Consider the following 13645-nt stretch of genomic DNA (forward strand, 5'->3'; position numbering starts at 1 on the left):
CCACCTCGCCACCGCCCGTCCGGCGAACTCCGCAGCACGTCGAGCACATCACGATAGGACCGGATCAACTGCTCGGTCAGCGACTTGTGCCGCGCCTGGAGCTCCTCCAACTCCTCCTGAGCACGTCTCTGGTGCCGAGCGACGCGCTTGCGGAGCATCACCACAAGATCGTCCTTGCCCCGCGCGGGCCTCCGCGGCCAGGCAGGCGACCATCGCTGTCCGCTTGGGCTCGACGATGTCCAACATCTCACCCACGGACAACACTCGGGCCTGCGCGGCGAACGCCGCAGTCTTGGCCGGCGCGACCCCGGCCGTCCAGGCGACCGTGTCGCCGAGTCCGTCCAACCACTCCATCCGCTCGGCGAGTTCGCGAAACCGCGACCGGGTCGCCTTGTGGGCCGGCGTCTTCAACGCGTCAAAACCGCTGGTGCGCTCCCCGGCCGCGACCGTGGGCAACGAGGCCGAACGCGCCCGCGCCTCAAGGCTCATGGCCGCGACGATCCGCGCGTGCAGGCCGTTGTCGGTCCGGGTCCGGATCGTGCCCGTCATCCGGTCCAACGTGGAGAACCCCGGCAACTCCAACCCCGCCCGGACGATCTCCTCCAACGCGACGTTGACCAGGTCCGCGCCGTGGCTCTTGATCACCACAGCCCGCTCCATCGCCTCGGCCGCCAACAACCGGCCCTTGTCCGGATCGAACGCCAACCCCAACCGGGAACGGACCGCCTCCCGATAACGCTTCGCCGTCCGCGTCGGGCCGAGCCCCGCCACCGTGCCCACCGGCAACCCCGCGCACTCCCGAATGTGCTCGACCACGACGGCCGGCACCTTCTCCGGACGCGGGAACCAACCCAGGCGGGCACAGGACTTCAACATCACCAGCAACGCCAACAGGTGGTGCGGCTGGTTGCGGGTGTGCTCGCGAGCCCACAGGGCCTCGTCCACCGAGGGGGTGTAGAACTCCGCCAGTTCCCGGGTCGAGATCAGCCGCTTGAAACACGGGTACGCGGTCCGCTCGATCGTCGTCAACGTCCACGCCCCCACCACCACAGCGCGGGTCGAACCCACAGGCCACCGACGGCCCTGCGTCACACACGCGGAAAAATCATGATCGTATCGCCGCGCCGAGTCTCCCACGGCGTGAGGTACACCCGCGATCGTCCGGTGACTCTCCGTCGACGAATGGCCCCTTCCGTACGTATCTCCTCCGCCCTCCTGGTACCACCTTTCGATACCCCACCCAGATCGCCGCCCCGCCGAAAACGCCTGCGGGGGTGGCGGGTGGTCGTCGAGCCAAGCACGAAGGTGCCTCGCGCGGCCCTGCTTGCGGCGGGGGGCAGCGAAGCCCCCACGCGGGTGGGGGGCAGACCGCCGCCCTCGGGAGAGTCACCCGCGTCAAGGCCGAGTCGATCGCGTGGCGGTGTTGCCGCGGCCTGCCCCGCCCGCCAGTCGGGGTAGGGCTCGCGGTAGAGGTCCGCGTGGACTTCGGTGCGGGCGCGGCTTACTGCGGGGCCGGCGACGTAGTGGTGGGTGGCGTGCCCGACGGCTTGTACGAGGTCCAGGTGGCGCAGGGCGCCGAGGGCCTGGTCGCCGCGGGTGAGGGCTTCCTCGGCCTGGTGGCCGGCGCGGCGCCGAGTGTTGTCGATGGCGGCGTGCAGGACGGAGACGGTGCCTTCGTCGAGGCCGTGCCGGCGGGGGATCGCTTCGAGTCGGAACCACGGGCGCGCAGCGGTTTCGAAGCGAGGCCGGACCTCCCGGGCCCGGATGTGATGGGCGGGCAGGCAGAACCCGGATCCAGGAGTGCGCGTCGCGTCGTGGTTGCCACGATCCGGCCTGGACGGAGCGCAGCGCGGCGTAGTACGCGCGGGCGTTGAAGACGTCGGCGCCGAGCCGCTCCCCGATGCTCGAGAACTCCGGGGCAAGGACTCCGTCACGGGCCGGAACGAGGGTGTGCACCGCGCGGGACATGCATCCGTTGCCGTCGCGCCACGGGTGGATCGAGAGCAGGTTGAGGCGGGCCCTCGATGCGCGAACGAGCGCCGGCACGTCCGGTTCGTCGCCTGGGTCATGCCCCCGCCGACACGCCCGCCACTACGAACGGCTCGTCCAGCACACGGAGTCGCTGATCACCCGGGGCGCCATCACGCTCATGACCAGGCTCATCACCCGCCGGTGGTCCCGACGGACGAATTAGCCGGCATCCCGAGAAAACCACAGGGACGGACGGTCGCTCGGACCACCGCCACCCGGCTCCCACCAAATCACCGGCCCCTTCACCCTGCCACGACACCCCTCGACCCGGCATCCGATCACCCACACCGACAGCGGCGCATGCCTCCAACCGGCCCCGAACCTGCCCCTGTAACGGGGGCGCGATCGACGCGATTCACGGCGGTAGTGAACGCGTGGCCCTAGCGTCGGCGCATGCATTCAATCGAATTCCGCAGGGTCCCCTACGCCCCCCAATGGTCGGTCGAGGGCGGGAGCTTCGAGGTGTTGGAGTACCTGATCGACGGCGTCTCGTTCCTGGAACTCGTCCGCCGCGCGGAACTTCCCGACGCCCTGGCGGAACAGGCGGAGCGCGCCCACGAATTCGCTCCGGAACCCGCACCGTTGCTCGCCGGAACGTACATGTACGCCCAGGGCTTCTCCCTGGAGCACCTCCTCGGCGGAGAACCGGACATGGTCCCGCACGGCGCGGAGGAAGGCGAGACCATACTGCTCGGCTGCGACTGCGGCATCTTCGACTGCTGGGCACTGACCGCGACGATCACCGCCGGAGAAGACACCGTGACGTGGTCGAACCTGCGAAACATCTACCGCGACTGGAATTACGACTCCATCGGAACCCTCACGTTCTCCCGCCGGCTATACGAGACCTCTTGGCGCACCGCACGCTTCGGATGAGCACGGCTCAACCACCGACCGCGCCGGCCCTGCTCACCGAGCCGGGAGCAGAAGCGGGCACTGATCGTGTAGCCCTCGATGTGCGTGGAACCTCGCGTCGCCGGTCAGGGAGCGTCGAAGTACTCCTCCCAGCGAAGCAGTTCGGCCGGGCGAAGCCGGAACTCGACGCGGAACGCCTCGATCTCCTCGACCGCCCTCGGGTCCTCGGCTTCGGGGGCGCCGCGAACGACATCCGCCGACACCACGACACCCGCGAGGGTCGGAGGATCAGGGAGCCTGCCCGTCCCGGCGGAACGGAGCCCCGGCGGGGGCGGTCCGGCACGTGGCCTGCACGGTGCCCCGGGCTTTGCTCCATGACGCCCGGAACGGCCCGCTGCGGAAACGGCTCCGGCGCTCGAACCGCCCTCGCTGGGCCGGGTGATCGCCCTGAACCGGTGCCGGATCGGCCCGGACGCCCGGGCGTGTACGTGTGTGGACGCGCTTCGGCGACCGGTGACCCCGCCGGATCCTCGGGCCCCGAAATCCTCGTGGGCCCGGGTGTTGCGGGTGTGTACCGGTGAGGGTCTTCGCCGGACACGCCGCGCGGCCCGGTTCTAGCGCTGTGCCTTCCTGGCAGTGGCACGAGGGGGATCGTCGTGGAGTCGAATTGGCGGACGCGGTGGCCGCGTTGAGGGACGAGTTGACGGCGGCCGCGGCGCGGGCGACCGGGGCGGGGGCACCGGCGGTGGAATTCGTGGTGGGGCCGATCGAGTTGGAGTTCGGGGTCGAGTTGAAGCTCGACGCCACCGTGAAGGCGGGCTTCAAGGCATGAGTCGTCTCCGCGGACGCCGGCGCGGGTGTCGCGCACACCCGCACACAGCGGGTGAAGGTATCGCTGACGCCGCAACGACCCGACGGCGACGACCTTTTGATCTCGGCGGACACCGTGCCCGAGAGCGTGTTGCCGGCATCGGAGGGTGAGTGCCTGCACTGAGGAATCGGGGGTCGGGTCGGGAATCGGTCGGATGGTGGGAGTTCGAAGTGGAACGGACTCGGGTGGTGGTGCAGGGCGCCGAGCGCCGGGTGTCGAGCGCCGGGTGTCGGGTGTCGGCGCATGTCGTCGGCGTGCGGCCGGCCCTGACCTGTGCCCACGACGTCCCCGACGTCGCCGGCGACGTCTTGGTGGACGACCTTCGCGCGAGCGGACTCGCGGGACGGGTGCGGTGGCGTGGCACACCGGGCGGGGCGGACGACGCGGCTCCAAGTGCACGGCCTTCGGCGCGGTCACCCTGGTCATCATGACCGCCGCGTCCTTGGCATCCTTCTTCATCGCCCAGGCCCTGCTCGCCCCCAACCATCTGCTCCCCAATGAAGTCGGATGTGTCCGAGTAGGGTCGGGGACTGGCGCGGGGACGCATGCTCCGTTGCCAGTCCCCGACGCTTCAAGTGAAGTAGGCCGCGGTGCCCGGGGTTTCGGGTCCTCTCGTCCGAGCGGTCGGTCGTTGCCCCCTCACGATGACAGCCATGCGCGCTGTCGGCGGTCGGTGGACGGTGTGCGGTGCGGCTCCGAACCGGGGTGCCGTGGCCGGATCCACCGTCCGTGTATGTGTCGTGGCAGACGGTGCACCGGCTGTTTCCGCGTGGCAACGTCGGGGCGTATGGGCCCAACCACGGACGTTGTTGCAGGCAAGAGCTGATGCGACCGACTTGATCATCTGGGAGGTCGACGTCGACCCCACAATCCGCCGGGCCCTTCGGCACGCGGCCGGCGCCCATCGGCACGGCGCTGTACGGAAAGAGCCGCCGGGCGGGGTAGCCGTCGCGCCCGAGGGCCTCGGGCCGGGCGGGTCTCAGGCGGCTTCACCGCGAAGGTCATCCGGCTTGCGAGCAGGGTCAGAAGCACAGGTCGCTGCTGCTCAGCGTGGTGACAGCCCGCAATTCGAGCCGGTCCTGGACACGATCGGGGTGCCCGGCCCGCCCGGGCGCCGGCCGGCCCGGGGCCGCCCGCTGCGACCGCCCGGGACTGAACCCCGGCCCCTTCCCGAGCTTGGCTCTGCAGCTGATCGGAAAATCAATGCTCAACCAGGCAGACGGCAGCATCCGGTCCATGGGCGGCCCGAGTATCGGGATGAGGTCGGTCAGGCGGCCGTGGGTTCGAGGGTGACCCGGCGGGCGAGGGCCCGGAGCCGCCGGACGAAGTCGCGGGGTCTTGCGGACGGGGTTGAGATGCCGCCGGTGCCAGTCGGAACCGAGTTCCCGGTAGCAGGCGTTCGGATCGTCGGGCGGTTCAGGCAGCGTGACGCCCGACGTACGGCCGCAGGGGCGGCGGTCTCCCGGACCGGAAGCGTGCCGTCGGTTGCAGAATTCCGGTCGGGCTCAGCTCGACGGTACCGATGCCCGTACGCCGGGTGCTCTGGTGACGGCCGGGCAGCTCCATCCTGGCTCGGCTGTGGTCGCCGCCGCCCGTGCCCCTGACACCGACTTGATGCGGGGCCACTTGGCGGAACGGAGCGGTTTCGGCTCGGCTTCCGTGGTGTTCGCGGGCTGAGCGGCGTCGCCCCTCAGGGGATCGGAAATCCGTTGTGGTGGGCGGGACATCACGGTAGACGGGGACACGATGACGATCTTTCGGTGCGCCGCCTGTGATGAGGCCCTGACCGTCCCCGCCGATCTCCTGCCGGTCGTTCCCGCGAGGCATCGGTTCGATGGAGAGCTCGTGGACGGTCGGCGGCGGGCAGCGGCGGGCGGCGGGCGGCGGGCGGCGGCCACGATGCCTTGCGGAACGTACGCAGTCGACCCGGAGCCGCACGGGACGCCCTTCGTGCCGGCGGACGACCAGGACGAGTTTCCCCCGGCGTACCCGGGAGGGCCGTGCATCAGCAACGAGGACGGGGGTGGTGGTCGTGTCGGCCGGCCCTCGAAACACCTTCGTTCTGCATCCGGACGACGCACCCGGCCTGATCTGGCACCAGGCACCCGGCGAGCCGCCCGGGTGCTGCGGATCCCCCGGCGAGGGACCGCCCAACCAGGCCTGCCCCTGCGGGGCCGTGGTCGGCCGCGAGATCTCGGAGTGCCACGGACCCTTCGAACTCCACCTGCTCCCCCAAGCCGTTCACCCGTCGTCCGGTGTGGTGTCGGCCGGACGGTAGGCAATTGCCGATCGTCGACGTCCCCGGGCGTCGTGGCAGACGGATCCGTCGCCTGCCGCGTACGGCTCGGCGGATTCCCAGAGCGGGGGTTCGGCGACCCGCCGGCTTCTGGAGCAGCCGGACATGTTCCGTCGGGTCAGGTGAGCCGTACGCGTTCGTGTTGCGGTTTGGAGCCGGCACGCCGAACATCCGCTGCTTGAGCACCTCGAGGATGCCGTCGCGTTCGATCCGGCGGGCCGTTGCGGCGTCAGGGAGTGTCGACGACCTCGTGGCCCGCGGCGCGCAGGGCGTCGAGGGCTTGTGTGCGGTGCGGGTCGGGCACCAAGAGGAGGTCCGCATGGTACGTGGAGCAGACGAACACCGGCACCGCGGCCTCGGCGAGGGGTTGGACGAGGGAGGCCAACAGCCCCGGCACGTCCAGACCGTGCTGTGCGTCGGCGTCGTACAGACCGATCCAGCGCTGTGCCGCGGGGGTGTCGGCGGAGGCGTTCCGCACGACGGTCAGCCCCTCGGGCGCTCGGACCAGGGCGTGCCACGCGTCGTCGCGGGGTTCGCGGTCGTCGGCGAGATGGTCCAACGCGAACACGTGGTCCAGGAGGGTGAGCCGAAGTACGGGACGGGGGCGGGTGTTCGCGTCCGTTCCGGCGGTGTCGTCGCCGGTGCGGCCGGATTCCCGGTGTCGTGTGAGGTCCAGGGTGAACGCGACCCGGTCGAGACCGGGACCGTCGTAGTCGGGTTGGACGGGTGGATCGCCGGCGTCGGGCAGTGTCTCGAAGCCGAGCCGTTCGTGGAATCGTCGGGAGCCCGCGTTGCCCGGGCTGGTGACACTGTGCACGTGTCGCCGGCCGCTTGCGCGGGCTTGGTCGAAGAAGCCCAGGTACAGGGCCTTCGCGATCCCGCGTCCGTGCCAGGCGGGGTCGACGCCCACGAAGTGGATGTACGCCACATCGGGTCGGCTCTGCGAGTGGAACCCCACCAGAAACGCGACCGGTTCGCCCTCGCGTTCGACGAGGTAGCTGGTCGTGGCGAAGTGTTGGAAATACAGCCGGGGCAGGAGCAGGGCGCGCTCTCGGGAGCCCGCCTCCCCCTGGAAGCCGCCCCACCAGGCATCGAGCACCGCCAGGATCCGTGGCTGATCCTCGGCGACCGGATGGCGCACGGTCAATCCCTTTGGCAAGTCGTCGATCATGGTCGAGATGATGTCAGGACGGTGTCGGTCGGCCCAGCGAATTGTTCGCGACCGTTCGCGCCCGTCGCGTCGGCGCGGCACGCCTCGTATTCGACGTACGTGCCCGCTACTTGTCCGTCATGTCGGAGATCGATGTCCGGGACGCGTCGGTCGGGCCTTGGGTCACGTGATCAGGGGCGGCGACCTCGGGGGACTGCAAGGTCGACCGCCGGGGACTCGGAGCGGGTCGTATTGCGGGGTGGATTCGCGGACCCCTCGCGTATTTGCGAGGAGAGGAGCCGCGATGCGCCGGAATTCGCGGTGCCCAGAGCCCCCGCCCCACCGAAGGCAGGCCGTCGAGATTTCGGACGGCTGCCGGGATTGGCGGTCTCCGGGAGGAACGCGTCGAAGGCGCACGCCCGGGTAGCAGTCCGTCCGGACAACGCGGGGCGTCTTAACGTTCCAGGAGACCGGGTGTGCAGAGCCGGCCGCGGCCTGAGGCCGACTCGCAGAGGAGACCTCACTGATGGACGGACGCCGACCTCGCGTCGCGGATGAGAGCCACCCTCCACGGATGCCATGGGATGGCCCTGCGGCGTCGGTCCGGGTAGGTGGGGTCTGCAGTGGACTGACCGTCGTACTTGCGATAGCCGTACACCGGGTCCCGGCCCTTGTAGTAACCGGCGTGGAGTTCGCTCGCCGTGAGGATCAGCGCTTCGGACGGCTGCGGCAGCGGCCCCGCTCGGATCGAGCGGCCACTGCCTTCGAACGGCGCAATGCCCGCCCTGCGCTGCTCCGTTCACGATCGCTCCCGCGTTCGAGAAACGCGTCGCATCCGGCGGCGAGCCGAGGCTCCCGGGAGCATGAATGCCCCGGCCGTACCCGGGAAACGACCACCACCGGACCCCGGGCGCCGCAATCTCCGGCACACGACATCAAAGCAGGGTTCGGGTGCGGGGCCGGGCCAGGTGTCGGGGTCGAGCATCTGCCACAGGGTGTGCGACAGGCCGTCGACGCCGGTGTCCTCGACCTGCCGCATCCAGGGCGACGGCGACAACAACTCACGGAGTTCGGGGGTGACGCTCTCCTCGATCACGGCGCGCAGGGCGTCGGGGACGGGATCGTCGACCAGGCACAGCCACCCCAACGCGGCACTCACCCTCACCTCCGCGGGGCCGGTCGGATCCGACCACAGGGCGCGCGCGAACGCGGCGGTGTCGCCCGGGTCGTGTTCGTGGGCGAGTTGGGCGATCGCCAGGACCAGGCCCGCGCGCACGCGCGCATCCTCCTCGACGCCCAAGCGTGTGTGCAGGGCGGTGGAGATCTCCCGCGCTCGCCCCGATGCCGCGGCAAGGGCGTACCCGGCCGCCTCCCGTATCGCGGGGTCGGGCTCGGGGTCGTGCAGGAGCGCGATCGGGATGTGCGCGTCCGCGGCGATCGCGTCGCGCGCCGCCTCGACCGTCCAGTTCTGAAGGTAGCCGCCCACGTCGAAGTGCCAGGAGTCGTCGGGATCGGCGGCCCGCAACAGACCGGCGCGGGACCCGTCGTCCCAGAAGTTGCGGCGCGCCACGACCGCCACCAACCGGAGCGCGCCCGCGCGGGTGTGCGCGGTGCGGTCCGCAGCGATCCGCAACAGGAACGGGACCGTCAGCGGTGCCACCGAACCGCGCGTGCCCTGATGGCAGATCGAATTCCCCAACGACCCCAGGCCCTCCCGCGCCGTCACGACGTCGGCGGAACGCGTCCACTCCAGAAGGTCGGGAACGTCCACGCCCGTGCCGTAGGCGTGGGCGAACCGGCCCCACGGAACCCGGCCGTAGGCGAAACCGTCCCGCACCTCGACCGGCATCCGCGCCACCACCACGCGCACGTCCCGGTCGGTCCCCTCCCACCGCTGCGACCAGTGCTCATCCACCCGCTCCGCAGCGTTCCACGTCTGACGCAACGACTCGCTCCACGCCTCGTGCAGCGCCTTCGCGTCGACACCGTCGTCCATCCCCGCCCGACCCCCGAATCCCGCCCGGCGCGACCTCGACCCTCGACGCGCCCTCACACTCCCCCCGACCCTCCCCGGGCCGGCGGATGCGCGGCGTAGCCGGCGCCACCGACACCCGGCATCGCACGCCCGCGGCAACCTCACGTGGTCGGGTGGAGCCGGCCGCGCCAGGCGCGGTGTCAAGGGAGTCCATCAAGGCGTCGTCCGTGAACGGGCTGGGATCGTCCCACCCGATGTCCGGCCACGCCCACATCACACTCCCGCACAGGACCCAGTGCTCGGCAGCGCCGCCCGTGCAGGGCGCTGATGCCCGTGACGGAGCAATACCTCGCCCGACGGTGTCCCGGCACCGGCGCCTCACCCGGCGGCGGCACATCCAAGCGGACCCACGACCGCACCCGGAACGTACGGCTCGATCATCGCCTTCCGCACATCCCGAAAACACACGTCCAGGACCCGGTCGTCCTCGTAACGGATCCCGTACTGCGTCCGACGACGGAACACCATCCTCGAATGACTCGCCCGGTAGGCCCACAACTCCAGCGGCGACCGCGGCACCACCAACGGAAACCCACCCGACTCGAACCTCACCCCGAACCGCACCCGATGCCCGTCAACCCCCACGACCGCACCATCATCCCCACCACGAGACCACCCGGCCACCAACGGGGCCACGAGCCCGGGGTGAGGACGACGCGACACCCCGGCGGCGGCGCAGCGGCGGACGCATGCTGCGGGCCGGCTCGAATGATGGCGGTTTTCGTCGCCGTGCGCCGCTGCGCTTGCCTGCCCCGGCCCAGGGATGCCGCTCTCGCGCACGGCGGTTCGCGTCAGCGAAGGTCGAGGGGGATCGCCTTGTCCGCCTCCGGCTTCAGGCACGCGTTCGCACTGCACGCGCCGTAGGTGACGACCACTTCGGCGCGGTGGCCGCCCGTTCGGCGCACGGGCAGGGTGAACGTGACCGGACCGTCCGGGTAGACGGGGAGTTCGGTCGTGAGACCCGTCAGCCGCAGGAGCCGGGTCGAACTCCCGGTCGCGGGCGCGCCGTCGGCGGCGAGGTCGCCCCGGACTCCGATGCGGGTCGGGACGCCCAGACCGTCGATTCCCCCCGCCGGGAGGTCGACGCTGTAGATGTGGAAGCCCGGTTGGGGGGTGAACGTCACCTCGAGGTCGCGCCGGTCCTCGCGTGGCGGGCGAAGCGTGGCGGTGACGGTGACGCCGCTCGCGGTGACACTTGCCGTGGGCGGGGCCGGGGTCGGGGCCCGCGTCGATCCGCATCCGCACAACGCCACGACCGTCGCCGCCACGCACGCCGACGCCATGGCGGACCGGTGCCGGCGCGGGCGGGTCGTCATTCCCGCCCCGCGTTGCCGGGTGCCCAGCGGGTCAGGAATTCGGCGACCTGCCCCGGGTTCAAACTGCGGGCGTTGGCCAACGACCCGTCGTTGGTGGCGGTGCGTACGCTCCCGTCGGCCGCGAGTACGACCAACGCGGGGATTCCGCTCGTCGCGAGGTCGAGGTAGCGGGCGGCGACGTCGAGATTGTGGTCGAACTCGCCGACGTCGACCCGGACGACGACGTAGTTCTTCGCCAACAGCGGTTCCACCTGCGGGGATCGGAACAGGTTGTGCAGGACCCGACAGTCCGGACACCAGTTGGCGCCGAAGTCGATCAACACCGCGCGATCACTCTGTGCGGCGGTCGCCAGCGCGGTACGGATGTCGGCGTCCGCGTCGCGTGTGGAGTCGAACCCGTCCGGCACCGTCGAGACTCCGGGAGACGCCGTGTTACCGGCCCCGCCGAGAGGACCTTTGGATGTCGTCGGAACGGACGTGGACGGGACCGCCGCTCGGGAAACGGGGGCTGCGGCGCCGTCCTCGGCCGATGGGCTGTCGGCGGACTCGTTCGCGCCGCACCCCGCAGTAAGAAACACCGCCGACAGGACGGCTGTCAGGCATGGACGCAGGCCGCGCACGTATCCCCCTTGCTGAGAATGGTCGCCGGAAACTACCAGTACTACGAATGGAGTTCGCGCCTGGGGCCCTGGCAGACGGAGGCGGGAATACGAAACGTCGGACTCTGGTGGCTTTTCCCTTCGCCAACACGCCGCGCGCGTCACTCGAGCGCGAAGGATGGCAGGCGCTCCGGGAGGGAACATGGCGCCCGATGACAGGTCGTGGGTGGTGGAGGCGCGAGCTGCCTTTGCGGGGTGGGGCCGGCGGGGCCGGGCAGATGCATTCGAGAGGGGTCGCGGGGTGACGAGATGGCGGGACGATCCGGTGTATCGGGCGATCGAGCGGGCGTTCGCGGGCGACGGGGATTTCGAGGATCGGGTGGGTGGTCCGCTCGACGTGCGGGCCGTGGTGGCGTCGATGCGCCGCCGGGTCTGGGACGCGTTCGCGTACGACCGTCTGCGGGGTCGTGGCGGACACGGCAGGGCCGGCGGGTGGGGGTGCGCGCAGCGTGGGCGTCGCGGGGGTGCGGGGGCGGGTCGGCACGGATGCCGCACAGGTGCTCTTTCTCCAAGGTTCACGCCGTCCCCGTCCTTGTGGGTGGCTGATGACGTCTGGCAGGTTGAGGGCATGATCCTGCCGTTCGTTCGCGAGGAGAGAACCGGTTCGGTGGAGGCGACCGTCGAGCGGGTCGACGACCCCGCCGCGATCGGACAGACCGCCGAGGCCCGGGACTTCCCCTGTCTGACCGCCCGAGTCGCCTATCCCGGACGCGGCTACGACGGCATGTTCGGCTGGGTCCAACTGGTGCGTTCCACCGACGGCGCCACGGGCGGCGCGGCGTTCGAGATGGACCCGTTCGTGCTCTTCCCCGATTCCCGCTCGCCCTACTGCTACTTCGGCCTGGCCCCGACCCTGTTCGATTCCCCGGCCCGGCTCGACCGCAGGCCGATGTCCTGGCTCGCGCACACCTTCCTGGCCTGGACTCCGATCACCGAGACCATCGAACGCCACGTCGTTCCGCTGGTCGGTTTCGCCTGGGGGTTCGACATCGACGCCACCGGGGACGTCCTGATCCACGAACCCTCGCCCCTGCCCGACACCGCCTGGACCGGCCACCTCCCCTTCCTCCTCGCGGAACACCCGGCATGGACCTTCGCCCGACAACCCGCCACGCAAGTCCACACCGGATAGCGCACGTTCACGTCGAAACACCGCGCAACCGGCGCACTCCGCCATGCCCGGTACCTGGCGCGCATGGACAACTCCGATGCTCGGAATCGTCCCGACGGTGACACCGAGTGCAAGCCGGACCGCCTGCTCGTGTCGAGCAGTGGAACCCACGCCTCGACCGTGGGTCCCACCCCGGCGTTAAGGGATCGGCGCAGCAGAAGAGCGCCGGGCACCTGCTCGTTGAAGATTTCGATCAACCGGTCGAAGACCGTCTGACACCCGCCGGCGCGTGCCGTGGCAGGCTCCTTGCGGGACTGGCCGTCGAATGGTCGGCGGCCGGGTCGAAACGATCTTTCCGGTGCCGGGATCAGCTGCTGAGGTCGAACACGCCCCACGCGGTGAATGGCTCGGCCTGGACGTGGATCCTGCTTCCTCGGCCGACGACCCGCCGGCGGCCGGGGGCGAGGCCATCGGGCAGGGTGAGCAGGCCGACGTCCGTCGGCTCGACGGATGTTTCGGTGAGCTCTCCGTGGGCGATTCGGTCGTGTTCCTCGCCGTAGCCGCCGTAGAAGGCCACCCGATCGCCGTGGACGGCCACCGCATGGGCGCCCCGTACGCGGTTCGCCCGCACCGTCACGGGCCGGGCGGGGCGGTCGGGGCGTATCTCGACGAGCGGGAAGTCCGTGTATGGGCACGCCCAGGCGGCGGTGCCCGACACGTTCAGGGCGTAGCAGTCGAAGAGACCGGGGATACGGGTGCCGTCCGACGTCCAGGCGAGCCGACCCGTGGCGCTCCAGCGGCGGATTCCGGCCGGGTTTTCGTCGAAGTGCCCGACCCAGATATGGCCGGCTTCGTCCACGAGCAGGTGCTCGATGGCGTCCCCGACGGAGAAGGACGAGGTCTCGCGGCCGAGCGCGTCGAAGACCTGGACCTGGTTCGCGTCCTCGTACCGGCGGGCGCGAGACGCGGCGACGACGAACCCACCGTCGGGCAGGCGGTCCAGGTGCGGCCAGCGGGCCCGCACGGCGCTCAGCTCGGTGAGTTCGACGTTGCCGCCCGGATGGACGGAGACGACCAGGGCGTCGAAGGGCAGGACATCGCCGCCGGGCTGCGGAGCGCGTTCGGCAAGCAGCCAGTGGGCGGCGCCGAAGACGTCGACGGTACTGGTCAGGATGTGGCGGTCGTGGTGCGCTCGGGGGAGGTGGGCGTAGGGAATGAGGGCGATCTTCTGCACGGGCGGGCTCTCCTGGGTGGGTGGTCACGGCCAACGGGCGCTGCGGTGAGCGGCGGTCGGCGGCGCGCGAGCGCTGGAGAGGGGAGC

The 13645-nt window shown here is 70.7% G+C and carries 11 protein-coding genes and 1 pseudogene; 5 read left to right on the plus strand and 7 right to left on the minus strand.

Annotation, left to right across the window (positions count from 1 at the left end; translation table 11 throughout):
• Positions 1 to 48 precede the first annotated feature (48 nt).
• The gene (locus OG948_RS37025) at positions 49 to 1029 is read right to left on the minus strand and encodes a DUF4158 domain-containing protein (protein ID WP_331769365.1); all 981 of its coding nucleotides are present in this window, start codon (positions 1027 to 1029) and stop codon (positions 49 to 51) included.
• A gap of 449 nt (positions 1030 to 1478) precedes the next feature.
• Between OG948_RS37025 and OG948_RS37030 the strand changes: the two genes are divergently transcribed.
• From OG948_RS37030 to OG948_RS37040, 3 genes and pseudogenes are all read left to right on the plus strand, one after another.
• Positions 1479 to 1874 (plus strand): hypothetical protein, encoded by a 396-nt coding sequence (locus tag OG948_RS37030; RefSeq protein ID WP_331769366.1) that lies wholly within the window; start codon positions 1479 to 1481, stop codon positions 1872 to 1874.
• Between the two features lie 175 nt (positions 1875 to 2049).
• Positions 2050 to 2185: pseudogene (locus OG948_RS37035) on the plus strand (IS5/IS1182 family transposase); the annotation flags it as partial.
• A gap of 239 nt (positions 2186 to 2424) precedes the next feature.
• Positions 2425 to 2907 (plus strand): hypothetical protein, encoded by a 483-nt coding sequence (locus OG948_RS37040; protein WP_331769367.1) that lies wholly within the window; start codon positions 2425 to 2427, stop codon positions 2905 to 2907.
• Between the two features lie 104 nt (positions 2908 to 3011).
• On the opposite strand, the gene OG948_RS37045 is transcribed toward OG948_RS37040, so the two are convergent.
• Positions 3012 to 3149 carry a hypothetical protein gene (locus OG948_RS37045; RefSeq protein ID WP_331769368.1) on the minus strand — a complete coding sequence of 46 codons (138 nt, stop codon included), beginning with the start codon at positions 3147 to 3149 and terminating at the stop codon, positions 3012 to 3014.
• Between the two features lie 404 nt (positions 3150 to 3553).
• On the opposite strand from OG948_RS37045, the gene OG948_RS37050 reads away from it, so the two are divergent.
• Positions 3554 to 3718, plus strand: a complete 165-nt coding sequence (locus OG948_RS37050; RefSeq protein WP_331769369.1) for a trypco2 family protein — start codon at positions 3554 to 3556, stop codon at positions 3716 to 3718.
• A 2564-nt stretch (positions 3719 to 6282) separates the two neighbouring features.
• On the opposite strand, the gene OG948_RS37055 is transcribed toward OG948_RS37050, so the two are convergent.
• The 4 genes from OG948_RS37055 to OG948_RS37070 all read right to left on the minus strand — a co-directional run bounded on the left by OG948_RS37055 (position 6283) and on the right by OG948_RS37070 (position 10961).
• Complete coding sequence (locus OG948_RS37055; protein WP_406300472.1) at positions 6283 to 7224, minus strand: GNAT family N-acetyltransferase; 942 nt, start codon at positions 7222 to 7224, stop codon at positions 6283 to 6285.
• Between the two features lie 778 nt (positions 7225 to 8002).
• A complete protein-coding gene (locus tag OG948_RS37060) occupies positions 8003 to 9199 on the minus strand; it encodes a hypothetical protein (protein ID WP_331769372.1) in 1197 nt (398 codons plus the stop codon).
• Between the two features lie 830 nt (positions 9200 to 10029).
• Positions 10030 to 10521 (minus strand): hypothetical protein, encoded by a 492-nt coding sequence (locus OG948_RS37065; protein ID WP_406300473.1) that lies wholly within the window; start codon positions 10519 to 10521, stop codon positions 10030 to 10032.
• 29 nt (positions 10522 to 10550) lie between these two features.
• Positions 10551 to 10961, minus strand: coding sequence for a thioredoxin family protein (locus OG948_RS37070; protein WP_331769374.1), 411 nt, complete (start codon positions 10959 to 10961; stop codon positions 10551 to 10553).
• A gap of 820 nt (positions 10962 to 11781) precedes the next feature.
• Between OG948_RS37070 and OG948_RS37075 the strand changes: the two genes are divergently transcribed.
• A complete protein-coding gene (locus OG948_RS37075) occupies positions 11782 to 12345 on the plus strand; it encodes a hypothetical protein (RefSeq protein WP_331769375.1) in 564 nt (187 codons plus the stop codon).
• A 346-nt stretch (positions 12346 to 12691) separates the two neighbouring features.
• Here the strand turns inward: OG948_RS37075 and OG948_RS37080 are convergent, their stop codons facing one another.
• A complete protein-coding gene (locus OG948_RS37080; protein ID WP_331769376.1) occupies positions 12692 to 13558 on the minus strand; it encodes a hypothetical protein in 867 nt (288 codons plus the stop codon).
• Between the last annotated feature and the right edge of the window lie 87 nt (positions 13559 to 13645).

Origin of the sequence: Embleya sp. NBC_00888, from assembly GCF_045207655.1 — a bacterium.
In the GTDB taxonomy this organism is placed as follows: domain Bacteria; phylum Actinomycetota; class Actinomycetes; order Streptomycetales; family Streptomycetaceae; genus Embleya.